Source organism: Candidatus Accumulibacter necessarius (assembly GCF_036625085.1).
The window spans coordinates 454469-476056 of record NZ_JAZKUM010000003.1; the positions used below are offsets into that span (position 1 = coordinate 454469).

Consider the following 21588-nt stretch of genomic DNA (forward strand, 5'->3'; position numbering starts at 1 on the left):
TTACAAGAAGTCCCAACTGCGCGGTGGCCGCGGCGCCGTGCGCCAACTCGGGAGTGTGCAGAAGCGGAGCGTGCTTGCCGGTAGCTCGGCGCCGAGACCGAACAGGTCGGCATTCGAGAGATGGGCGCTGCCGCTGCGGCGCGAGTCCGCCCAGACCCAGGGCCGCCACCACAGGCTCCTGATGAACTGGCTCGCGCCTTCGCGGATGAGGACGCCATCCATCGTCATCTCCTGCGAGACATCGGCGGCGACGCCCGACAGGGTCAGCAGCGCCTTGCGAAAAAGGCTGACTTCTTCGGCAAAGCGGACCGTCGAGGTCGCAGCCAGGGAGTCCAGCAGGGAGGTCATCCACTCAAATCCCGGGAAACTGCCACCGCGCACCTGGCCGATCGCCTGTCTGACGGCGGCCTGAACCTGGGCGTCATCGACCGACTGGCCGAGTGCGGCGATCGCCGCGCAGACGCGCCGGTCGTTCAGCGTCAGGGCGCCGAGAACCAGTTGCACTACCGACTCGCATTGTCGTTTGGTGAGGGTCGTCGTCAGGGCCCAGTCGAGGATGGCCAGTCGCCCATCCGGCATCGCCAGCAGGTTGCCCGCATGCGGGTCGGCATGGAAGATCGCTCCGGCCTCGCCGCAGCTCCAGAAGGGCTGGGCCAGCAAGGCCCGGATCAGTCGTTCGGCGCGCTGTCGCATCTCCCCCGCCGGCAAGTCCTGGGACGTCACCTTGCAGCCATCGACCCTTTGCATGGCCGTGACGGTGGGCGTGGAAAAGGGGAACACGCCGGGAATGACGATGTCCGGCGAGCCGGCATAGAACTCGGCCGCCTGGCGCAGATGGGCCTGCTCGCGGTCGAGGTGGACTTCATTGGCGAGCAGGTGGGCAACGCTCTCGAGGGTGTTGGCGTAGTCGAACACCGGCAGCCCATGCGCGACGCAGCGTTCCTCGAGGAAGGTTCCGAGCGCCGGCCAGATGGCGAGTTCTTCTTCGAGCCTGTCCTGGACGCCTGCCCGCAGCACCTTGAAGACGCCCTGCTGCGGCGCGCTGTTCCCGGCCGGCCGCCAGACGAATGGCACGATGACGGCGACGCTGGCCTCGGCGAGTGCCTTTTTCGCGATGTGCAGGCCAGCCACATCGCTCACCGCGCGTTCGAGCAGCGGCCGGACGGCAACCAGCGAATCCGTCGGGACGAGCGTCTCGAGTTCCTGCAAGCGTCGGCGCAGGTCGCCGGAAAGGCGCCGGTCGTGGGCAACGACCTGTCCCAGTTTGTGCAGGGTGGGGCAGAGACGAAACAGGGCGAGAAGCCGCCGCGAACGGCTGGCGTTGGCCGGCAGCGCCAGTTGGGCGGCGAAGATATCTTGCTGGCGGCGGGGCGAGAGGTGGTCGAGAAAGAACAGCAGCGCGTCCGCCAGCAGCGGACGAAAGCGCGCGTGCGCCGGCGGCAACAGCTCGCTGAGGCGCAACAGTATCCCCAGCAGGCTGTGGTCGGTATCGTGTAGCAGGGTCATGGCATGGGAGGTCTGCCGCAAGGGCGAAAGAGGGGGCCAAGCACAGGGCGAAACAGCGGAGCGGTTCTGCAGCAGCAGGCAAAATGCTAGCAGACTTCCGTTCCGTCCGTCACCAGCGAGTTCATCCCGGTACGCTGCGCGGTAGTCATCCCGGTGACCTTTCTCGGGGGAATCGCCGGCCAGCTCGACAAGCAGTTTGGTTGTGTCGCTCGCAGCATCCCTACCTTTCCAGCAGCGCGCTTTTCGCGGTCATGCTTCTTGCGGACGCAAGCTCGATTTCATCGTTGCGCCCCATCCGAAAACTCTGGGCCTTCAAATCCGGCTGTCAATGCACGACCTGACGTAAACTTGAAAAACTGGTTTTCCCACCCTATCGCGAACGGAGAGACATCTGTGCTGACCCATACCGTTGACACGCTGCCCACAGCGTCCCCTCGCCGATGAGACCCCATGGCTGGGAGCGGGTGCGGCGGTTCTGGGAAGCTGACCGCGGCCTGACCATCGTCCTTGTTCTCCTCACCGTCATCATCTTTGTGCTGCCCGTAGTGCTGAACCCGGACCCGGCAGGACGGCGGGGGGCCGAGTTTGCCTTTTCGATGCTGCTGCTCGCGGGCGCCTTCACCACTGCTGAAACGCGCCGGCTGCGGCTCGCCGCGGTGGCCTTGACGGCGGCCACGCTGCTGGTGCGCTGGGCCGCCGCCGGATCGCCCTCGAACGCCTTGGCCATCGGGCGCGAAGCCACTACCCTCGTTATGCTCCTGCTGTTTGCTGCGGTCGTTGCAGCACGGGCGTATCGCAGCGGCCCGGTCACCCATTACCGCATCCAGGGCGCCATCGCAGTGTTGCTGCTGATCGGGCTGGTTTATGCGGATGCCTACGAACTGGTGCATCTGATTCATCCCGATGCCTTCAGCGGCGAGATCGGCGACGCGCCCGGCGCGCTGACGTGGATCTACTACAGCTTCGTGACGCTCACCACCATGGGCTATGGCGACATCACGCCGGTTCACCCGATCGCACGTTCGCTTGCCACCTCCGAAGCCCTGGCCGGACAGCTCTATATCGCCGTGATGCTCTCGCGATTGATGGCCCTGCACGTCAGTACCGATAGCAAGAACTAGCAGAAAGAAGTGGCGACCCCATCCTTCCATTTGCGGACAGGAGTTGCGGGGACAGTATATAAAACTCACCTTTTCAGACTGGAGCTGAAACTGTCAAGGTGAGGGAGTTGACAGGGCCCAGTAGTAAGTGACCTGACAACTTGACTTTGGCGAATCACCGCCTATGCTGAATCTTGCACTGCACCATGCTCCTGCTTTAACAACTGTCTTCGCGGCTGGCGCCAGAGGTATTCAGCGGTTTTGCTGATTGAAGCAAAGCTGGTGAACCCCGCCTGCTCGCCGTGCTGCCGTAGCTACGGGGCAGTGCTCCATAGACGACGAGAGGGAGAAGTACGATGTCAAGGCGAAACACCAAGAATAGCAAGGCCCGGCCGCTAGCGACGGTGGCGTTTTGCACGCTGGCCATGGTGCAGTACGCGGCAGCGGCTCCGGCACTGGAAGATGTGGCCGCAGGGGTCAATATTGACCCAAGTCAGATCTCGGTATCCGGCATTTCATCGGGGGGCTTCATGGCGCACCAGTTTCATGTCGCGCACTCTGAACAAATCATGGGTGTCGGCATCGTCGCGGGCGGCCCATACTACTGCGCTGGAGGGTCCATCCTGGACGCCGTGACGAAGTGCAGCCAGTTCGTCATGCTCGAATGCAAGAGGCTTGGGCTTGATGCCAAGTGGTGCAGCAAGACCGACTTGGCGCCGAAAAGCCAGGCTGCTGCCCAACGTGCCGCGAAGGCATCGTTTGACGAGGCGAAAAAGCAGGAGGCGGCCGGAAACATCGGCAAGCTGGCAGGCCTCAAGGACGACAAGGTGTACCTGATCAGCGCCGAGTATGATGCCATCGTGCCGCAGGGGTGATGGATACTGTCTTCCACTTCTATGCTGACCCCGACAAGGCCGGCATCGAACAAGGCAGTATCGACTACAACCGGACGTTTCCCGCACGCCACACAATGGTCAGGGATGGGTTCAACAAGCCTACCGGCGATGCTGTGGGTAACTGCGTCTTGCCCCCGGCGCCGTCGCCACCGACCGACAAGAACGCTTTCATCGACGACTGCGAGGCTATCGCCAAACAGCGCCAGGCGACGGATCGCTGCATTTGTCCGCCCGCGGCGATAGCCAAAGCAAAAGGCGGAACAGCCTGCCCGCCAGCCAGCAAACAGGCAGCCTGCAAGGATCTGCAGGACGTTGATCTTGCGGGCGCGATCCTGAAGCGCATTTACGGCGAACAGGCGCTTAAGGGTGGACGTGCGACGGTGGCAGAAGGGGACGTGAAGGCATTCGACCAGCGCCTGGTATTCAGCACGTTTTCGGACATCCCGTACAACGACCTGCAGAACGCGTCGATGGCCAGAGAAGGCTACGTGTTCATTCCACAGTCCTGCAAGGAAGGCCGGAAATGCAAGCTGCACGTGGCCTTCCATGGCTGCCTGCAGGGCGGCACGACGGACCGCAGGAGCGGTCACTCGGGCAATCTGTTCTCCAAGTTCGCGGGTTACAACGAATGGGCTCAGGCCAACGACATAATCGTTGTCTATCCCCAGGTCCAAGTTCGCAACGGTTCACTCCAGAATCCTCCGGTCAATCCGCAGGGATGCTGGGATTGGTGGGGACAGTACTACACTCACGAGGCCTACCACACGCAAGGCGGCAAGCAGATCAAGGCTGTTGCGCAGATGATCAACATTCTTGCTGGTGGACAGAAAGTGCTCCAGGTACCGGCCAAGTGAGGCATGGGTGCCTGTTGGGCAAGCGGCGTGTACCGGATGGAGCACGGGCACGATTCTGATGGTTGCAAGCGCATCAAGAACGGAGAACGTAAAATGACCGACCTATCGAAACAAATGAGCGACTGGGTCAAGACGATGTGCAGCCTGGACATGACCAGGGGAAGCGAACAGTTGCTGAACGCCTTGGCCGGACTCAATCTGCCGGGCGTCAACATGGACGCCTTGGTGGCGAGTCAGAGAGACAATCTGGAAGCGCTCAGCGCCTCCAACCGCGCTGCGATGGAAGGGATCAAGGCGGTCGCTGAGTGGCAAGTGAAGATCCTGCAGGAGACGGTGCAGGAACTCACATCTGCCTTCGGCGGGCTCGCCAAGGTCGGTTCGCCGCAGCAGATGGTCGCGGCCGAGACGGACCTGGCCAAGAAGGCCTTCGAGACCGCGGTCAGCAAGATGCGGGAACTTGCCGAAATTGTGACCAAGGCGAATCAGCAGGCGACCGACGCCATCGTGAATCGCATCCCCGCGAGCCTGGACGAAATCAAGGACGTTCTGAAGCTTCCGCCTGGAGGTTGATCTGCGGTAAAGGGTACGCGCTTGCGCAGGCGTGATGAGATAGGCCTCGGTTCCGGAGAGCATCGCGAGCAGTGGCCGGGCCTGGTACCACTCAAAGCAGACCATCAAGGCGCTGGACGCTGCGGAAGAAATCCTTGGCGGCTGCACTTGAGCGCTATCAGGCCCGGTAATCGGAGCAGGATACCGTGTCGATCTGCGTGCTGGATTCGGACTGTCAATGGCAGCGGCTGCTGGTTGAGCAGCGGTTGGCAGTTGGCGGCTACGGCGGGGATGTTGGGCTTGAGTGAAACGGTGCGCTGGCGGACGTGGGGCGGCCCGACAGGCGGCGGCACGTGCGTGATGCGCTGGTCGCTTCAGACACGAAAGCCGGCGCCATCAAAGATCGCGCGCTGATCCCGTCACGGCCCATGGCCAGGCAGCCATACCTCGGCGCCGGTCAGCGGCTGGCGGTGTAGATGCGCGCGCAGTCGGACGCCGGGCAGGGCGTGAAGAGACCGCCGGCCGCCAGCGTCTCGACCAGCCATGCCATGCCCGGCTGGGCCATCAGGCGGCGCAAGGGGGGCAGCTTGACGGCGCCGGCGGCTCGGCATCGATGGCGGAGAAGGTCGCGGCGACGTCGCTCTGGTCGCCCAGCCCGATGCCTTTGTCGAGCGCCGCGACGACCGCCTGCGGACCGCAGCGAATCATTTCCAGGAACACCTGCGTGGCGTCGGCGAGGAACCGGCGGTCGCCGCGGGTCAGCCGGTCGGGCCGGAAAACGGCCAGTCCGGCGGCATGATGCCGGGCTTCGTCCTGCGACAGGCGCTGCAGGATGTCGGCCATGCCGGCGTCACGGCAGTGCGCGGCGAGGGCTCTGTAGTGCGTGATGCCGAAGCCTTCGAGCACCACCTGCAACAGGAAGGCGAGCGCCTGCGGCGTACCGGTTTCGGTCAGTCCGGCGATGAAGCGGTTGAAGGGATCCGGTTCCTGCTCACCGGCTGCCAGCCAGGGTGCCAGCCAGCCGGTGTGCCGGGCTTCGTCCGCGCCGACCAGCCCGAACAGGCGCCGCTCGTCGTCGTCTTCGGCGGTGAGCGCCATGCGGGCGCAGTAGTCGATGCCGCGGCACTCGATGCCCCAGGATTCGGCGAGCATGCCGGCGGCGCAGTCTGGAATTTGACCGGGAGGGCCGTTGGTCACCCCGGGAGAATTCGCCTCCTCGCTCGCAAAATGCCGCCCTATTGCACCGTCACGGCACCTTCAGGGTGGGGGATTTTGACGTGACCAAAGGCGGGGGAATTTGACCGGCCAACGGGGCCCTTTGATTGCTCGTGGTTAAATCGTGGCCCCTTTGATTCCGCTTTGATTCCGAGAGATCCAACCGAATCACTTCGTTCCGGCAGCCTCGGCGATAGCCTGGTACTTGTGTTCAAGGCGGTCGAGCACCTCATCAGCCGAGACGCCTGGCGCTTTGTCATGGATCGCTTCCTGCCAGAGTTGGCGCAGCTCAGCGATACCCTGTTGGCGCGCCCTGCGCTTGTACGTCCAGTCGCGCAGCGCATCAGCCCGAGGAGCCTGGCCCCTTTTGCTTCTCGTTCACGTCACCCGGGCGCGCAAATCATAATGTGTCCCCGGCTCGCGGCAGGTGGGCCACGTGCGATTGAAAGCATTGGGGCCATTGTCGCTTTGCGCGCCACGCAGACGATATGGATATCCTGGTCGAGAGACAACGGAATGGGGCGCGTGTTGTGGATAGTCGTACGCGTTGCCTCGAGACCTGCCTCCAACTCGAGGTCAGTGCTGCCACGAGCAAGGCGGCGCCGATGAGTGATTGCCGCCTCCGCGATGCGACACGCTCCAGGGCACGAAGATACGCGGGAGCGACAAGGCCCTGGCGGACTTCAAGCACCGGGGTGAAGGAACCGGCTTTCCCCTACGTATTGCGAGGCAGCCTGACAGTCTGCGATTCATTTTCTGGACAGTACGTGATCAAGGGGCGCGACTCTTTGCCTGCGCGTTCGAGCTGCAGTCGCTGACCAGCGCCGCAACCGCGGGCTGGATCTTGTGCGCCAGGTCTTCGCGCCAATCTCCCGCAGACTGCCCGTACAGCGCCACGCGCCGGGTGGCGAGGTCGATCGGGATGTCGCTTGCCAGCCTTGACAGGATGAGCACGGGTTTGGCCAGCGTGTGCGCGATCCCGAGTTCGTACAGCACGTTCGGATTGCGCCCGGTGATGTCGGCGATGACGAAGTCTGCGGCATGGATACCCTGCCAGATGTCCTCGAGGATGTCGGTGGGGGTAAACAGGTCGTCGCCGCGCACGGCGCGTGCGCCCGCTGCGTCGCAGGCCTTGACCAGAATGCGGTGGACGTCGGCGGACCACTCCTGTCCGAAAGGCATCACGATGAAGCACACCGGCGAGCCAGCGGCGCGCTCCTTGGGCGGCCCGTACAGCCGCTCGCGCCCGAGGAACAGCACGTCGCGCCTCAGCCGCGTGGCTTCGCCGCGGAACTCGTCGAGCAAAGTGCCCAGCCGCGTCGATTGCAGCGCATTCCGTATCCCTGGCGGTGCCCCCCGCCAGTCGTCCGACAGCAGTCGCGAGCGCAGTACCTGCTGCACGTAGCGGCGCAGGAACGCCACCGCATCGTCGAAGCGATCGGTGATCCAGATCAGCGTCACTATCAGGGCAACGATGAACAGTACCGAGAAGAAGAATTTCCATGCAGCCGTGCTCGGCACGAACCAGACCAGCGGCGACAACAGCACCGAGCCCAGCGATAGGAGGATGAGGATGCCCGACAGGCCCGAGCGGCCCTCGGCATCGGCCGCTTCGCCACCGGCCGATGCCGCTCGAGTTCTCTCGGAGGCTTCGTGACGCCCCATGGCCACGATGGCAGCGAACCACAGAAACTGGCCGAACATCCACACGGCGTCGATGACTGGCGGTACGACGTCCATGCTGTAGACCATGTCGCCGGCGATCAGGATGGCGCTCGCAACCAGCATCCACACCACCAGTGCCGGCACGCGGAGCAATACGCAGAGCAGGCCGGCGACGACGACAGCGAATTCGAGTACCGCGGTGACGGCATCGAGCCGGCCCAGCGGCGTGTCGAGCTTGGTCGCATACAACGTCGTGTAGAAGCCCGTGAAGATCGCACCCAGGCCGGTCATTAGCACCGTGAAGACGACCACTGTCTGCAGCGTCAACGCGCGGCGGTGCCAGAGCACGAGGGCCATGTAGCTCCACGCGCAGAGCATCGAGAAGGCGAACAGCGCATAGAGGGCATCGGTCAAGAGCCCGGACGCGAGTGAAAGGAGACGAGGATCGGAGATCGGCGCTTGGTCGGGGGCGGATGCCGGGGCCTCTGAGTAGGTCAGCCACGACGCCGCGAGCAACACGAACGCAATGGTGTGCAGCGCAAGAAAGCCGCGATAGGGGCGACCCATGGACCAGGCCATCGACAACGCGGCCACCGCGGCCACGGCTGCTGCCGCCGCCTGATCCCAGTGACTGTGCCGCAGGCCGCCCGGCTCGTCGCCGAGGACGATCCAGATCAGCAGCCACAGCGCATACAGCGCCGCGCTGGCAGCGACCTGCATGCGCGTGGATTCGGTCATGGCGTCGGTTGGCCTTTCTTTGCTTTCCCCCGCAAGGGCCGGTTGAGAATCACGGCAGCTCACGTCGGCTCTCGCCCGAGCGCGCGATCGCAACCCCTGGCTCAGGAATTCTCGATCACATCACTGGCCGCTCCTGGTTCAAAGGTGCCCGCCGGGCAAGAATAGCACTGGTGAATGTCGAACGGCGGCTACCGTTTTGTCGGGGTGCGGTGAATGGCTGCCTTCAAGAGCCTCAGGCGTCAAGGCCGGCGCCATCAAGGATCTCGCGCTGATCCCGTCACGGCTCGTGGCCAGGCAACGATACCTCGGCGCCGGTCAGCGGCTGGCGGTGTAGATGCGCGCGCAGTCGGGCGCCGGGCAGGGCGCGAAGAGGCCGCCGGTCGCCACCCTGTCGACCAGCCATACCATGCCCGGTTGGGCCATGAGGCGGCGCAGGCGGGCCAGCTTGGCGGCGCCGGCGGCCCCGGCATCGATGGCGGCGAAGGTCGCGGCGACGTCGGCCTGATCGCCCAGGCCGATGCCTTTGTCGAGTGCCGCGACGACTGCCTGCGGACCACAGCGAATCATTTCCAGGAACACCTGCGTGGCGTCGGCAAGGAAGCGGCGGTCGCCGCGGTTCAGCTGGTCGGGCCGGAAGACCGCCAGCCCGGCGGCGTGGTGCAGGGCTTCGTCCTGCGACAGGCGCCGCTCGTCGTCTTCGTCGGCAGTGAGCGTCATGCGGGCGCAGTAATCGATGCCGCAGCGCTCGATGTGCCAGGATTCGGCGCGCATGCTGGCGGCGCAGTCTGGAATTTGACCGGAGCGACAAAAACGACGCACTACTGCACCGTCACGGCACCTTCAGGGTGGGGGATTTTGAAGTGACGAAAGGTGGGGGAATTTGACCGGCCAACGGGGCCCTTTGATTGCTCATGGTTAAATCTGCCCCTTTGATTCCTTTCCGCTTCCCATCAGCAACCTTGTCACGACGAGTCCAAAACATCCGGCAGGTCGCGCCCACCGTAAGCCACGCGCTCTATCCGTACGACCTCACCGATGACGCGGAAGAGAATGGCATAGCTTCCAACGGTTGCCACGCGCGCCTCGTCGCCAATGTCGCACGGAGCGGGTAGATCAGCGGTTTGCGTTGAATGTCCAGAAACTTGGCGCGGATGTCCTGGATCAACGTGACGGCTCGGTGCGGATTATCATGGGCGATATAGGCCGCAATGTCGTCCAGGTCGCCCTCGACGAAGCGCGAGAGTTCCAACCGCATCACTTCGTTCCGGCAGCCTCGGCGATAGCCTGGTACTTGCGTTCAAGGCGGTCGAGCACTTCCGCAGCCGAGACGCCTGGCGCTTTGTCATGGATCGCTTCCTGCCAGAGTTGGCGCAGCTCGGCGATACCCTGTTGGCGCGCACTGCGCTTGTACGTCCAGCCGAGCGCTATCCAGGCTTGCAGGCTCTCCTGCACAGAGGCGAGGGCGACCTCGAAGCTGCGCCGCGCGGCGGCTGACCAACCGCCGGGGCTGGCCGGGGGCAGGGAAACCAGCACTGGCGGCGCAGGTCTAGGAGCCACTATCAAGCAGCGTCAATTCCCGATTATTTGCGCGCCAAGCCTCGGCTTGCGCTACGCTAGACGACCTACACGCTGTCCACCGCCTCGCGGCGCGTGACGAAGCACGCAGCCAATCCAAACCCAAGGCCACCATGAAAACCCCCCACAGACTCACCGCGCTCGTCGAAGAAGGCCTCGTCGATGAGGTGATTGGCCAATTGATGAGCGGCAAGGAGGCCACCGTCTATGTCGTCCGCTGCGGCGAAGCGATTCGCTGCGCCAAGGTGTACAAGGATGCCAATCAACGTAGCTTCCGCAAGAACGCCTCGTACCAGGAAGGCCGCAAGGTCAAGAACAGCCGGCAGGCGCGCGCCATGGAGAAAGGCAGCCGCTATGGGCGGCGGATGCAGGAAGAGGTCTGGCAGAGTGCCGAGGTCGATGCCCTGTATCGGCTGGCTGCCGCCGGGGTGCGGGTGCCGCAGCCGCATATCTGCTTCGCTGGCGTGTTGCTGATGGATCTGGTTCTCGATGCCGACGGCCACGCCGCGCCGCGCCTGAACGATGTCGCACTCAGCGAGGAACTGGCACTGGCGTATCACGCCCTGCTCATGAATCAGGTGGTGCGCATGCTGTGCGCCGGCGTCATCCACGGCGACCTCTCGGAATACAACATCCTCGTCGGCGAAGGCGGGCCGGTCATCATCGACCTGCCGCAAGCCGTCGATGCGGCGGGCAACAGCGACGCCGCCGAAATGTTCGAGCGTGACGTGCTCAATCTGCGCACCTACTTCAGCGCCTTCGCACCCACCCTCAAGGATAGCCAGTACGGCAAGGAAATCTGGGCGCACTACGAAAGCGGCCTGCTGTCGCCGGAACTGCCCCTGACCGGTCAAGTCGTACTCGACGAGGGGCTGGCCGACGTCGACGCCGTTCTCCTCCAGGTCAAGCTGGCCATCGAGGAGAATGAAATCCGGCGCATGTGCGAATAGCCCACATACCTTCGCCACTGATGTCCTCGTCGATGTCTGGCCAGTGGCCCGTTCGATACATGTCGTATCCACGGATTGCCTCCTGGCGAGCACACGGTGAAAAGGCCGCAGGGGCAACCCTGCAGGTTGTTTTGGTCAAGCCCCATGTTCCATCCGTTCGTGACTTTGCGGGAAAGGAGTGACGGATGGAACTGATCTACCACTACCTCACTGGCCCGCGTTTCCGGCATCGTGTCGAGGCCATGATCCCGTCGCGACGGGCGCCAGACAGCGATACCTCGGCGCCGGTCAGCGGCTGGCGGTGTAGATGCGCGCGCAGTCGGGCGCCGGGCAGGGCGTGAAGAGGCCGCCGGCCGCCAGCGTGTCGACCAGCCATGCCATGCCCGGCTGGGCCATCAGCCGGCGCAGGCGGGCCAGCTTGACGGCGCCGGCACCCTCGGCATCGACAGCGGAGAAGGTCGCGGCAACGTCGCTCTGATCGCCCAGCCCGATGCCTTTGTCGAGCGCCGCGACGACCGCCTGCGGACCGCAGCGAATCATCTCCAGGAATACCTGCGTGGCGTCGGCGAGGAAGCGGCGGTCGCCGCGGGTCAGCCGGTCGGGCCGGAAGACGGCCCGCCCGGCGGCATGATGCCGGGCTTCGTCTTGCGACAGGCGCTGCAGGATGTCAGCCAAGCCGGCGTCACGGCAGTGCGCGGCGAGGGCGCTGTAGTGCGTGATGCCGAAGCCTTCGAGCACCACCTGCAACAGGAAGGCGAGCGCCTGCGGCGTACCGGTTTCGGCCAGTCCGGCGATGAAGCGGTTGAAGGGATCCGGTTCCTGCTCACCGGCTGCCAGCCAGGGTGCCAGCCAGCCGGCGTGCCGGGCTTCGTCCGCGCCGACCAGCCCGAACAGGCGCCGCTCGTCGTCGTCTTCGGCGGTGAGCGCCATGCGGGCGCAGTAATCGATACCGCAGCACTCGATGCGCCAGGATTCGGCGAGCATGCCGGCGGTGCAGTCGGCGAGCACCGACTGCCGGGTCTCGGTGTCGGCGTCGCGAAAGCGTGCGACGCGATCCAGGCCAAAAAAGGCAGCGTCCCACAGCGGCCGGGTGCCGTCGGGCGCCGTCGGCGGCGGGCGGTGACGGCCGATGCGGTCGGCGGCGCGGCGCAAGGCGTCGCGGCGCTGGTCGCCGACGATCATGATCGGCTTCGCCGGCTGGCCAGCTGGCGCCGGAACAGCGCCCCGGTCAGCGCGGTGAACGCGTTTTCGGGCAGCCAGCGCCGCAGCCAGCGCGTGCTTTTTGCGTCGCCGCCGACGCGCGTGCGCAGCGGCATGGTCGCCAGTTCCGTGAGGCGGACAACGGCGTCCACGACGGCGGCGGGGTCGTTGCCCGGACGCGCGAGCATCCTCGCCTGCAACTCGCGGTAGGCCGCCAGTTGCCGCGCATCGGCACCGCCAGCAGCCAGTGGCCGCTCGCCCCAGATCATGTTGGCGGCGAAGCGGGTGCGGAAGCCGCCCGGCTCGACCAGCGCCACCTGCACGCCCTGCGGCCGCAATTCGTGGCGCAGCGACTCGGACAGGCCCTCGAGCGCGAACTTGCTCGCACAGTAGAGCGAGTTCATCGGCAGCCCGAGTTCGCCGGCGAGCGAGGAGACGTTGATCACCCGGCCGCGGGCGGCGGCAAGTGCCGGCAGCAACTGCTGCGTGAGCAGCGCCGGACCGAGCACATTGACCTGCATCTGCTGCTGCATCTGCACCGCGCCGTAGCTTGCAAGAGGGCCGTTGAGGGCGTAGCCGGCATTGTTGATCAGACAGTCGAGGCGCTCGATGCCGGCCGCGACGGCAGCGATCTGTGTGGTGTCGGTCAGATCAAGTGGCAGCAGTCGCGTGCTGGCAAGTTCCGCTGGCGCGCGCGCCGGATCGCGCACGCCGGCAAGCACCGTCCAGCCGCGCGCCGCCAGGGCCTGCGCGATCCCCAGCCCGAAGCCCGACGAACAGCCGGTGATGAGGACCATGCGCTCAGCCATCGCCAGCGCCCAGATCAGTGGCTGCCTGCCGCAGGCGGGCGACTGGCTGGCGTGCGCCCGGCCGATCGAGCTCCTGCCAGTTGGCCAGCGGTTGCGCCTCGAGATGGCGGATGAACGCCAGTACCGCACGGTCGGCCGGAATCGGGTGGCGGAAGTCGAAGCGGATGCTCTCGAAGACCCGCGTGTCGCCGTAGGCAAAATAGCGTGCGGCCAGCGCGGTGGTGTGCAGCAGAATCCGGTTGACCAGCCAGCCGAGCGGCCCGCGGCGCTGCCGGGTGAGGGCGAGGGTCTGCCCTTCGGTGGCGCCGTCGTCGCCCCGCCGCAAGGCGAACATCAGGTGCAGATGCAGGAAGTCCGGACCGAGCGTCACCGTCCCGAGGCTGCCGTACCAGTAGCTCATGGTGTAGGTCAGCGGGCCCTGGTAGAAGCGCGCTATCAGTCGGCCGAGCAGGCTGTCGGTCGGCACCTTGCCGAGGTTGCGGAACTCGATGTTCGAGACGCTGCGGGGGAGGGCTTCCATGCTCAGGATCGAGCCGGGGAGGTGATGCACGCTGGCGAAATGCTGCTCGTCGATGGCGTTGATCAGTACCACATTCGGATGGCAGCGCTTGCGGAAGCGGTTCGCCACCAGCGCCTCGCACGGCTGGCCCGCCAGCTCCGGCACCTCGGGCAGGTCGTGGGCGGGCGTCTCGCCGGTCCACAGCCAGATCATGCCGTAGCGCTCGGCGGTGGGCCAGTGGCGCACGCGCACCTGTGGGCCGACCTTGCCGGCGAGACATGGGATGTCGCTGCAGCGGCCGTCCGCCTCGTAGCGCCAGCGGTGGAAAAAGCAGCGCAAGGCCTGGCCCTCGACACGCCCCTCGGCGAGATGCGCGCCCATGTGCGCACAGTAGGCGTCAAGCGCCGCCACCTGGCCATCGGCACCGCGAAAGACGGCCAGGTCGCGGCCGAGCAGCCGCAAGGGCACGACCTGGCCGCGCCGGATGTCGCGCGAACGTGCCAGCCAGTACCAGCCCTCGACGACCGCCTGCGGATGGTTGAAGACGCGGGTTTCCACGGCTAGGCCCGTGCTGTCCGGGCGCCGGCGAGAAACGCCCGGCGGGCGATCGGCTGCAGCGCATCGGCGGCCAGCTCGCACAGGCAGACCAGCTCGTCACCGCGCGCATAGCCCGGATTGTGTGCCAGGAAGAAGGCGACCTCGGGCAGACGGGCATGCGCTTCCGAAACCTCGGCATAGGGTTGGCGCAGGTGGCCGCGCGACTCGGCAAAGCGCACGACGCCGGTGTTGCGGTCGTAGGCTTCGCCGAAGCGGTCGTGCGCGAGAAAGTCCTTGAGTGCGCGCAGCCCGGCGCTGGTGGCGGGGTCGGGCGATGGCTCGAAGGCGCGGCTGAAGACCGGCAGATAGCGATACGTCCGATGTCCCTTGGAGATCAGCAGCCAGTACAGAGGCAGCTCCGGCCGCTCGCCCTTCAGGGCCCCGGCCAGGCGCAGCCAGGCGAGGGCGAGTGCCTGCTGGCCCCAGTGGCGCTGGTCGACGACCGTGTCGCCGGAGAAGATCACCCGCACCGGCGTGCCGTCGAAGCTGCGCTCGTAGATCGCCAGCGTCGAAAAGCCCTGCACTTCGCCGTCGTTGTCGCGCAGCAGGACGACGCGGTCCTTGCCGGCAAGGTCACCGGCGAACAGCTGCCACGACGAGCCCTCGTAGTAGCGTTCGTAGAGCGCATGCATCGCCCGCCGCTCGCTCTCGCCGAGCGTCGCGGTCGCCAGCACCTGCGCTTCCGGCAGTGAGTCAGGCGGGATCAAGGCGCAGAATCCTCGGCGTCAGCCACAGGGCCAGGGCCGCCAGCAACAGGCCGCCGACGATGTCCGCGGCGACGTGCTGCCGGGTACTCAGTGTCGAGGCGGCGATCAGGATCGGCCAGCCAGTCGCCAGGATGAAGGCGCCGCGTCGCCACAGCGCCCGAGCCGCGATCACGGCCAGTGCCACGTGCAGCGACGGGAAGCAGTTCGCCGGCGGGTCGGCGAAATGGAGCAGGCGCCAGGCCAGGCCGGTGAGGCCGTCGGTGGCCGGCGTCTGGCGTACCATCGTCGTTGGCCAGGCGAGGAAGATCAGGGCGGCGACGACCGCGGCCAGCAGCATCGCGTAGAAGGTCTGGCTGCGGTCGGTGTCGTCGCGCGCAAAAGCGATCGCGCCTGGCAGGAGCAGGAACTGCGACAGGTAGATCCAGATCGTCCAGTCGACCAACGGGATGGCTGCATCGAGCGCGCCGGGGAGCAGCGTCGTCGGCCTCACCAGATGCAGGGTGCCGCTGCCCAGGTACAGCGCCGAGAAGGCGAGATAGCCGAGGAGCATGGCCCGCGCCTGGTTCGAGCGCCGGATGCCTGGAACGGCGATCACGCCGCTGCTTCCCGGAACAGCGCGAACTCGTTGCGTACCCGGCCCACCTCGTGCCAGTAGCGGCCACGCAGGACGGCGAAGAACATCCGGTTCAGGCAGCGCGATGCGCGCCAGGAAAAGACGACGTCGCGCATGTCGACGTGCGAACGCTCGAACAGCCAGTGGCCGGCGAGGCCGGTCGCCTGCGACGCCGGCACGAGCAGGAGCCACCACAGGTTCCAGGTCGTCAGCAGGGCCAGGCCGCTGCCATACATCATCAGCACGGCGAGGCAGTGGAGCAGGACATTCCGGCGATCCTGGTGCTTGAAAACGAAGATGTCCCAATAGTCGCAAAAGGGATGATCGACCAGCTCGTCATCGATGCGGTTGCGGTAGCGCGCCAGCACCGCTGCCTGCCCGCGTACCTTGACCGTCGGTGCGAGCAGCGTTCCCGTCCGGACCGTGCCGAGCACCGGCAACGGCTCCCCGTCACGCACGACCTCGATGCCGGCGATGAAGACGCTCGCCACGGCCGCCGCCGAGCCGCGCTTGACCATGCGCCGGGCGCCTTCGAGCAGGGGATCGGCGATCTCGAGCGGCGCCGGCACCGCTGTCTTCAAGGCGGCGGGAGAGAGGACCAGCAGGTCGGCACGGCGACCTTCGCGCAGCTCGCCGGCGTCGAGATTGAACCAGCGGGCGACCTCGCCGGTGACGCGGGCGATCGCTCGCTCGGGTGACATGCAGGCCGTGCTGACCGCCTCCCGCAAGACGGCAAGAGCGCCATCGAAGAACGCCAGGTTGCGCGAATGCGCCCCGGCGTCGGTGAAACCGGGGTGGATGTGCGGGTGCGCCAGCAGGCGGCGGCGGATCGCCGGCCGCTCGTTGGCGCCGCAGGCGACCCAGCGCAGTTGCTCGTCGTGGGTGGCGAGCAGGTCGATCAGCGCGGCGGTCGCGTCGCTGCCGCGGGCGGCGGCGACCTCCGCAACGCTTCGCCCGACCTGATCGGCTTCAGGCGAGGCGACGATCCACATGCGCGCCGGATCACGGTGGAAGGTACGCAATTCGCGTCGCTGCCAGTCGGCGCGGAAGCGCGCCCGGAACGCGTCGCTCGCCCACAGCGCCCGTCGGGCCGCGGCGGTGGCGCAGCTGTTCAGCTCGACGCCAGCGGCGAACTCTTCGAACAGCGGCGTGATCGGTCCGTCGGCGTAGATCGCGAATGGCTCGGCCAGCGTCTGGAAGCGCAGGTTGCCGCCGAGCAGCCGGTTAACCACGAAGGTGATCAGCGGGAACAGCCGCCACAGTTGCGGGTGGTCGGACATGTCGAGCGCCGAGAGCACTGTCGCCCGCAGCGGTGGCCGGAAGAGGCCGGTCGACATGGCCAGGATCAGCAGAAAGGAGAGCCCGTTCTGCGGATTCGGTGTGACCTGGAAGACGGCGTCGCGTTCGCGACAGAGGTCGGCGAGCATGCGGTATTCGCGCGCCGCGGCATAATGCGACGGCACCGAGCGTCCGGCGAAGGCGCCGCTGACCTTGTGCCAGTGGACCATGTCGACCGAGATGCCGAAGCAGCCGGCGTCGAGCGCCTGGCCGGCGAGCGCACGCATGCGGGCGAGGTCGTCGTCGCTCGCTGCCTCGTGCAGGCTGCGCTCCAGTCCCATCACCGCCGCGCGCAGCGCGCTGTGGCCGAGCAGCGGCGCGACGTTAGGTCCCAGCGGCAGGCTGCGCAGATGCGCCAGATACGCCTGCGGCGAGCCCCACGACACCGACTGCGCGAGCCATTTGCGCACCAGCGGCGCCGGCAGGCTCTCGACGCGCAGGAAGATATCCGCCAGATCCGGCGCCTCGCCGACCGTCAGCGAGAGGCTGCAGTTGCCCATCACGACCGAGGTGACGCCGTGCCGAACCGACTCCGCCAACCCGGGCGCGATCTCGACCTCGACGTCGTAGTGGGTGTGGATGTCGATGAAGCCCGGCACGATCCACTGGCCGCCGACATCGCGCGTCGTGCGGGCGGCCTCGTCGATGCCTGGCGCCAGGCGAACGATGCGGCCAGCGACGATGCCGATGTCGGCGCACACCGGCGGCGCGCCGGTACCGTCGAAGACCAGCCCGCCCTTGAGCAGCAGATCGAGCATGCGGCGCCGGCGTCCCTCGGCGCTAGGCGCGCGGACGTCGGCGTAGCCAGGCCATCAGCAAGCCACCGACGAGCAGGCCGCCACCGCCAGCCAGCAGTGCCAGCTTGCTGGTGTAGTCCCGGGCGGCGTCGAGCAGCGGGTTGTCGAGGACGTTGGCCGAGAAGTGCACGTTCACCAGCTTCCAGACGTCTCCCTCCTTCACCACCACTGCGCTCCAGCGCGTCTTCATCGTACGCGTGTCGCCGTCCTTGAACTCGTAGCGATCGTCCGACAAGCCGTAAACGACGCCGGTGCGGTCGTCGATGAAGCGGGTCAGCTCGTCGGCGACCGGCCTCGCTTCGAACTTCCGGACGATCGCCTGCGGTCCGTCGAACAAGCCGGCATAGTAGTTCTTCAGGGCCTCCAGACCGACCAGCTTCTGGTTGTCCACGGTGATCACCGTGAACGCGGGATGGAGTTCAGCCGCCACTGAGTCGAGGTTGCGCGTGTTCAGTGCGGCCGCGGACTTGATGAGCAGCGCCCGCAGCGCCTGGTGATCCGCCTCGCGTTGTGCCGGCGGCGTTGTCTGTGCGGACGCCGTGGTGGTCACGACGAAAGTCGCGAGAACACAAAGCAGCTGTCGAAAACCTCTCATTGTCGTGCTCTCCCCTGATGCGTCGCCATTTGCGCGCCCAGCTATAATAGCCAATTCGTTTCCTGCCGCACAAGCTGCCGCCCATCCTGACGTGACCGCCGGCTGGTTCCTTCCGCTCCTTGCCTTCGTGACGCTCGCGCTGCTCGAGCGCTGGTCGGCACTTCCCGCCCCGGCCGGATCGCGGGCCGACCACCTGCTCAATCTGCTCGGCCTGGCCGTTCAAGGCGTCGTCATCCCCGCCGCCGGCTACCTGATCGCGACGCGCGGGCTGGCGGTGCATTGGCCGGATCTGGCCGGCAGCCTGCGGATCGGCTGCGTCGGCGCCTTCGCGCTCAACTTCGTCTTCGTGGACCTCCTCTACTACCTGCAGCACCGGCTGTTCCATCGGGTTGGCGTGTTGTGGGCCCTGCATCAGTGCCATCACGCCTCGCCGGCGGTGAACGTCTGGGCGACCTCGCGCAACTCGCTGCCGATCAATTTTCTGTTCGTCTACCTGCTGCTCAATCCGCTCCTCGGCTTCCTGTGTGATTGCCCGCAGGGCTTCTTCCTCGCCGCGGCGCTGACCGCCAGTCTCGACCTCTGGCGTCACTCAAGGCTGCCCGCGCGCTTTGCACCGGCCTGGCTGGGGCGCACGCTGGTGACGCCAGCACACCATCATCTGCATCACAGCTTCGACGGCCAGCGGGTCAACTTCGGTGCCAACCTGATCCTCTGGGATCGGCTGTTCGGCACCGCCGCCGAGCCGAACGGCTATCCGACCCGCTACGGCACGGCGAATGCGCCGGGGCCGTGGCGCCAGTTGCTGTTTCCCTGGTAAGCGAGGAGAAAGAACGTCATGCACACCGGCCTTGCCCAACGCCAGAGCAAATCCCTGCTCGACGACCAATCGACCGTCCGCAAGCTCGAGTTCAACCTGCGCCGCAACGCCGAACAGGACCACACGGCGCTGATCGACGACGCGGCCCGACGGTTCTGCTACGAGGATTGCCGTCACGAGTACTGGAACCCGGAGAACTTCTCCCTGCTGTGGGGGACGCCGGTCTGGGATCAGGCCTCGGCGGCACAGCGCATCGTGCTCAACCAGCTGTACTGGGTGGCCTACTACGCGCAGATCGTTTCGGCAGAGATCGCGACGATTTTCCTCAACCAGGTGTCGGCGGCCGGGCTGTACACGCTGGAGGATTTCCGCCTGGTCTGCGACAACCTGGACCTCGAGACGAAGCAGGAGCGCGCGCACATCAACGCCTTCAAGACCGTTGGTGAAACCGTCGAACACACGCTTTTCGGCGAACGCCTGTTCACCTACCCGATGCGCAGCCTCTACGATCACACGATGGTGTTTGCCGACACCCATGCCGCGAAGGACTTCTGGCGGCGCCTGCAGATCCAGGCCTTCACCCTGCTGTCGTCGTCGAACGCCTTCCTCGGCAGCCAGTACCTGCTGGTGCGAGGCCTGCGCACGCTCAACGGCAAGCTCGTGCAGCACCGGTTGTCGACCTATTACCTGCAGCATCCGGATCGCGAGAACGCGCCGCTGCCGTCGGCGATCAGCTACTGGCACTTCATGGACGAGTCGTTCCACTTCAACACCTCGCGCGTCGTCGGCCTCGAAGTGCCGCGGGCGCTCGAGGCGCCGACCGGTTTCGAGCGCTGGGTGGTGAACCGCGGCGTTGCCGGTTGTCAGCGTGACCACTTCCACTTCTCGGTCGTCGTGAACGGCATCTTCTGGTACGACCCGGCGATCTTCCCGGTGATCTACAAGATCTTCCGCTCACCCGTCTTCGCCATGGACGACCACGAAGCGCGCGCCATGATGGCGGCCTGCTTCACGCGCGAGTCCGAGGGCCTTGTCGCCGCGGTGGACACCCACCGGGTGGCTACCGAGTCGTATCGTGCCTTCGTCGAACCGGTCGCCTGGCTGACAGCGGGCAACCGGGAGATGCGCACCATGCGCCGGAACGCCGTCGGCCGTTACCTCGCCGACAACCGCCGGCAGCTCGCCCGTTTCCGTCCGGCATGAGCGCGCACCGCATTGAGTTCCCGGGAACTGCCTTTGCGCCGGTTGAGCTGCCGGATCTGGCGAGCCTGCCGCTGCACCTGACGGTGCTCAATTCGCCGTTGCTCTTCGGCTGCCGCAGCGGTCTGTGCGGCACCTGCCTGATCGAGGTCGAAGCCATTGCCGGCGACGCGCTCGAACCGCCGGACGCGGCGGAACGCGACGCGCTCGAGATTTACGCACCCGGCAACCCGCGCGCGCGGCTGGCCTGTCAGCTCACGCTGTCCACGGACGTACGCATCCGCAAGATCGAGAGCGCCTGATCACCCCTGGCGGCAGGAGCGGGCAGCGCACCGCCGGGAATGGCTTCAGGCGACGCGCAGTTCGGCCAGCGAAGCGAAGGCCTGCTCGCTGGCGATATCGGGCGTGATGATCAGCTCGAGGACGTTCACTCCGGCGAGATCAAGCTGATGTTCTTCGGTTTGCGAGCTGGCACCCTGCGGGCTGAAATTCCATTGCTGGCGCACGATCTCGCGGAACGACTGCCCGCCATCGGCCGACCAGCGCAGCAGGTATTCCTGGGTACGCGGCAGCGCGGTCTCGACAAAGCAGAGCCGGATCCGGTGCAGCGCCTGCGGCTGCGCGAAGAGCAGCCGGATCGTCTGGCGGCCGGGAACGGCCGCCCGCCAGCCGGCGCCTCTGCCAGGCAACAGTGCCGACTCGATCGGATAGGCGGCGTCCTCGGAGCTGATTTCCGCCTCCGCGAGCTCGTCGAGCCTGAGCCAGTCGCCAGTGGCCGGTGCCGCCGCTGGCGTGCGGTCGCTGATCAGTCGTTTGCGCATCGGCTCACCCCGCCAGCGGCCCAGGTTTTCGCCGCCGCAGCTGAGGAACTCACGCGGAGACCTCGCCGAGATGTACGGCAACCTCGTGCTCGGCGCGGGCCCAGTACTCCGCGTCGCGGCCGTGCTGGAAACCATCCTTCTCGGCGATGAAGTATGCCGCCGACTGAACCATGCGGTAGCGGTCCTCAGCGCTTGGCTGGACCGGCGTTGCCGTGTCGGGCATCGTCGCGCACTCGGTGGCTGCCGGCGGTGGGGAATCCGCTTCGACTGTTGCCGGCGCGGTTTCCTTCGCCGGCGCTTTCTTCTCGGCTGCCGCCGGGGCGGCCTTCTTCGCCGCTGGCGCTTTCACTGCCGTATCCTTCACGGCAGCCGCCGGAGGGGCCTTCTTTGCCGCTGGCGCTTTCACGGCCACATCGGCGCTCGCCGTCTCGGTGGCTGCCGTCTTCTTGGCGGCGGGTGTTTTCCTGGTCGTGCTCTTTTCTTCGGTCATGATGGTTCCTTGCAGTTGATCTGGTGAGAGTTGGGTCAGTGGATAAGCAGTGGATAA

The 21588-nt window shown here is 66.1% G+C and carries 23 protein-coding genes; 8 read left to right on the forward strand and 15 right to left on the reverse strand.

The genetic code is table 11. From position 1 onward, the window contains the following. The gene (locus V5B44_RS10320; protein WP_332358953.1) at positions 1-1506 is read right to left on the reverse strand and encodes an AarF/UbiB family protein; all 1506 of its coding nucleotides are present in this window, start codon (positions 1504-1506) and stop codon (positions 1-3) included. A 464-nt stretch (positions 1507-1970) separates the two neighbouring features. On the opposite strand from V5B44_RS10320, the gene V5B44_RS10325 reads away from it, so the two are divergent. From V5B44_RS10325 to V5B44_RS10340, 4 genes are all read left to right on the forward strand, one after another. Beyond that, the gene (locus tag V5B44_RS10325; protein ID WP_332358954.1) at positions 1971-2627 is read left to right on the forward strand and encodes a potassium channel family protein; all 657 of its coding nucleotides are present in this window, start codon (positions 1971-1973) and stop codon (positions 2625-2627) included. A gap of 335 nt (positions 2628-2962) precedes the next feature. Further along, positions 2963-3481, forward strand: a complete 519-nt coding sequence (locus V5B44_RS10330) for a hypothetical protein (protein WP_332358955.1) — start codon at positions 2963-2965, stop codon at positions 3479-3481. Beyond that, on the forward strand, positions 3481-4356 hold the full coding sequence (locus V5B44_RS10335) for a hypothetical protein (protein ID WP_332358956.1): 876 nt from the start codon (positions 3481-3483) through the stop codon (positions 4354-4356). The genes V5B44_RS10330 and V5B44_RS10335 overlap by 1 nt, the downstream gene beginning before the upstream one ends. 36 nt (positions 4357-4392) lie before the next feature. Beyond that, a complete protein-coding gene (locus tag V5B44_RS10340) occupies positions 4393-4926 on the forward strand; it encodes a phasin family protein (RefSeq protein WP_332359113.1) in 534 nt (177 codons plus the stop codon). A 543-nt stretch (positions 4927-5469) separates the two neighbouring features. Here the strand turns inward: V5B44_RS10340 and V5B44_RS10345 are convergent. From V5B44_RS10345 to V5B44_RS10365, 5 genes are all read right to left on the reverse strand, one after another. Then, the gene (locus V5B44_RS10345; protein ID WP_332358957.1) at positions 5470-6057 is read right to left on the reverse strand and encodes a ferritin-like domain-containing protein; all 588 of its coding nucleotides are present in this window, start codon (positions 6055-6057) and stop codon (positions 5470-5472) included. Positions 6058-6891: 834 nt separating this feature from the next. Then, complete coding sequence (locus V5B44_RS10350) at positions 6892-8523, reverse strand: hypothetical protein (RefSeq protein WP_332358958.1); 1632 nt, start codon at positions 8521-8523, stop codon at positions 6892-6894. 315 nt (positions 8524-8838) lie between these two features. Then, positions 8839-9294 (reverse strand): hypothetical protein, encoded by a 456-nt coding sequence (locus V5B44_RS10355; RefSeq protein ID WP_332358959.1) that lies wholly within the window; start codon positions 9292-9294, stop codon positions 8839-8841. A 244-nt stretch (positions 9295-9538) separates the two neighbouring features. Next, the gene (locus tag V5B44_RS10360) at positions 9539-9778 is read right to left on the reverse strand and encodes a type II toxin-antitoxin system RelE/ParE family toxin (protein ID WP_332358960.1); all 240 of its coding nucleotides are present in this window, start codon (positions 9776-9778) and stop codon (positions 9539-9541) included. Next, positions 9778-10080 carry a hypothetical protein gene (locus V5B44_RS10365; protein WP_332358961.1) on the reverse strand — a complete coding sequence of 101 codons (303 nt, stop codon included), beginning with the start codon at positions 10078-10080 and terminating at the stop codon, positions 9778-9780. Before V5B44_RS10365 ends, V5B44_RS10360 begins: the two co-directional genes overlap by 1 nt. Positions 10081-10211: 131 nt before the next feature. Between V5B44_RS10365 and V5B44_RS10370 the strand changes: the two genes are divergently transcribed. Then, entirely contained in the window at positions 10212-11048 is an 837-nt protein-coding gene (locus V5B44_RS10370) for a PA4780 family RIO1-like protein kinase (protein WP_332358962.1), read from the forward strand. Positions 11049-11336: 288 nt separating this feature from the next. Here V5B44_RS10370 and V5B44_RS10375 read toward each other — a convergent pair whose 3' ends face one another. The 7 genes from V5B44_RS10375 to V5B44_RS10405 are packed head-to-tail and all read right to left on the reverse strand — an operon-like array spanning position 11337 to position 18203. Continuing rightward, positions 11337-12230, reverse strand: coding sequence for a ferritin-like domain-containing protein (locus tag V5B44_RS10375; protein ID WP_332358963.1), 894 nt, complete (start codon positions 12228-12230; stop codon positions 11337-11339). Beyond that, entirely contained in the window at positions 12227-13057 is an 831-nt protein-coding gene (locus V5B44_RS10380) for an SDR family NAD(P)-dependent oxidoreductase (protein WP_332358964.1), read from the reverse strand. The genes V5B44_RS10375 and V5B44_RS10380 overlap by 4 nt, the downstream gene beginning before the upstream one ends. Further along, positions 13050-14114, reverse strand: coding sequence for an aromatic ring-hydroxylating dioxygenase subunit alpha (locus V5B44_RS10385; protein ID WP_332358965.1), 1065 nt, complete (start codon positions 14112-14114; stop codon positions 13050-13052). Before V5B44_RS10385 ends, V5B44_RS10380 begins: the two co-directional genes overlap by 8 nt. Positions 14115-14116: 2 nt before the next feature. After that, complete coding sequence (locus tag V5B44_RS10390; RefSeq protein WP_332358966.1) at positions 14117-14860, reverse strand: hypothetical protein; 744 nt, start codon at positions 14858-14860, stop codon at positions 14117-14119. After that, positions 14847-15455, reverse strand: a complete 609-nt coding sequence (locus V5B44_RS10395) for a phosphatase PAP2 family protein (RefSeq protein ID WP_332358967.1) — start codon at positions 15453-15455, stop codon at positions 14847-14849. The genes V5B44_RS10390 and V5B44_RS10395 overlap by 14 nt, the downstream gene beginning before the upstream one ends. Further along, positions 15452-17569: an Mpo1-like protein gene (locus V5B44_RS10400; protein WP_332358968.1), complete on the reverse strand. Its 2118-nt coding sequence runs from the start codon at positions 17567-17569 to the stop codon at positions 15452-15454. The genes V5B44_RS10395 and V5B44_RS10400 overlap by 4 nt, the downstream gene beginning before the upstream one ends. A gap of 22 nt (positions 17570-17591) precedes the next feature. Next, entirely contained in the window at positions 17592-18203 is a 612-nt protein-coding gene (locus tag V5B44_RS10405) for a nuclear transport factor 2 family protein (RefSeq protein ID WP_332358969.1), read from the reverse strand. Positions 18204-18294: 91 nt separating this feature from the next. Between V5B44_RS10405 and V5B44_RS10410 the strand changes: the two genes are divergently transcribed. Genes V5B44_RS10410 through V5B44_RS10420 form a run of 3 tightly spaced genes read left to right on the forward strand, consistent with a single transcriptional unit; the run spans position 18295 to position 20522 of the window. Next, positions 18295-19020 carry a sterol desaturase family protein gene (locus V5B44_RS10410; RefSeq protein WP_332344266.1) on the forward strand — a complete coding sequence of 242 codons (726 nt, stop codon included), beginning with the start codon at positions 18295-18297 and terminating at the stop codon, positions 19018-19020. An 18-nt stretch (positions 19021-19038) separates the two neighbouring features. Then, the gene (locus tag V5B44_RS10415; protein ID WP_332358970.1) at positions 19039-20223 is read left to right on the forward strand and encodes a P-aminobenzoate N-oxygenase AurF; all 1185 of its coding nucleotides are present in this window, start codon (positions 19039-19041) and stop codon (positions 20221-20223) included. Continuing rightward, positions 20220-20522, forward strand: a complete 303-nt coding sequence (locus tag V5B44_RS10420) for a 2Fe-2S iron-sulfur cluster binding domain-containing protein (protein ID WP_332344268.1) — start codon at positions 20220-20222, stop codon at positions 20520-20522. The genes V5B44_RS10415 and V5B44_RS10420 overlap by 4 nt, the downstream gene beginning before the upstream one ends. Positions 20523-20567: 45 nt before the next feature. Here V5B44_RS10420 and V5B44_RS10425 read toward each other — a convergent pair whose 3' ends face one another. Beyond that, positions 20568-21041, reverse strand: a complete 474-nt coding sequence (locus V5B44_RS10425; RefSeq protein WP_332344269.1) for a carbohydrate-binding protein — start codon at positions 21039-21041, stop codon at positions 20568-20570. Positions 21042-21090: 49 nt separating this feature from the next. Then, entirely contained in the window at positions 21091-21531 is a 441-nt protein-coding gene (locus V5B44_RS10430; RefSeq protein WP_332358971.1) for a DUF2934 domain-containing protein, read from the reverse strand. Positions 21532-21588: the final 57 nt, after the last annotated feature.

What these genes read in the sequence shown, in the direction of transcription:
- V5B44_RS10320 (WP_332358953.1), bottom strand. Translation starts at nt 1,506, where the DNA reads ATGACCCTGCTACACGATACCGACCACAGCCTGCTGGGGATACTGTTG.
- V5B44_RS10330 (WP_332358955.1), top strand. Translation starts at nt 2,963, where the DNA reads ATGTCAAGGCGAAACACCAAGAATAGCAAGGCCCGGCCGCTAGCGACG.
- V5B44_RS10335 (WP_332358956.1), top strand. Translation starts at nt 3,481, where the DNA reads ATGGATACTGTCTTCCACTTCTATGCTGACCCCGACAAGGCCGGCATC.
- V5B44_RS10340 (WP_332359113.1), top strand. Translation starts at nt 4,393, where the DNA reads ATGGAGCACGGGCACGATTCTGATGGTTGCAAGCGCATCAAGAACGGA.
- V5B44_RS10345 (WP_332358957.1), bottom strand. Translation starts at nt 6,057, where the DNA reads ATGCTCGCCGAATCCTGGGGCATCGAGTGCCGCGGCATCGACTACTGC.
- V5B44_RS10350 (WP_332358958.1), bottom strand. Translation starts at nt 8,523, where the DNA reads ATGACCGAATCCACGCGCATGCAGGTCGCTGCCAGCGCGGCGCTGTAT.
- V5B44_RS10355 (WP_332358959.1), bottom strand. Translation starts at nt 9,294, where the DNA reads ATGCGCGCCGAATCCTGGCACATCGAGCGCTGCGGCATCGATTACTGC.
- V5B44_RS10360 (WP_332358960.1), bottom strand. Translation starts at nt 9,778, where the DNA reads ATGCGGTTGGAACTCTCGCGCTTCGTCGAGGGCGACCTGGACGACATT.
- V5B44_RS10370 (WP_332358962.1), top strand. Translation starts at nt 10,212, where the DNA reads ATGAAAACCCCCCACAGACTCACCGCGCTCGTCGAAGAAGGCCTCGTC.
- V5B44_RS10375 (WP_332358963.1), bottom strand. Translation starts at nt 12,230, where the DNA reads ATGATCGTCGGCGACCAGCGCCGCGACGCCTTGCGCCGCGCCGCCGAC.
- V5B44_RS10380 (WP_332358964.1), bottom strand. Translation starts at nt 13,057, where the DNA reads ATGGCTGAGCGCATGGTCCTCATCACCGGCTGTTCGTCGGGCTTCGGG.
- V5B44_RS10400 (WP_332358968.1), bottom strand. Translation starts at nt 17,569, where the DNA reads ATGCTCGATCTGCTGCTCAAGGGCGGGCTGGTCTTCGACGGTACCGGC.
- V5B44_RS10405 (WP_332358969.1), bottom strand. Translation starts at nt 18,203, where the DNA reads ATGAGAGGTTTTCGACAGCTGCTTTGTGTTCTCGCGACTTTCGTCGTG.
- V5B44_RS10415 (WP_332358970.1), top strand. Translation starts at nt 19,039, where the DNA reads ATGCACACCGGCCTTGCCCAACGCCAGAGCAAATCCCTGCTCGACGAC.
- V5B44_RS10420 (WP_332344268.1), top strand. Translation starts at nt 20,220, where the DNA reads ATGAGCGCGCACCGCATTGAGTTCCCGGGAACTGCCTTTGCGCCGGTT.
- V5B44_RS10425 (WP_332344269.1), bottom strand. Translation starts at nt 21,041, where the DNA reads ATGCGCAAACGACTGATCAGCGACCGCACGCCAGCGGCGGCACCGGCC.
- V5B44_RS10430 (WP_332358971.1), bottom strand. Translation starts at nt 21,531, where the DNA reads ATGACCGAAGAAAAGAGCACGACCAGGAAAACACCCGCCGCCAAGAAG.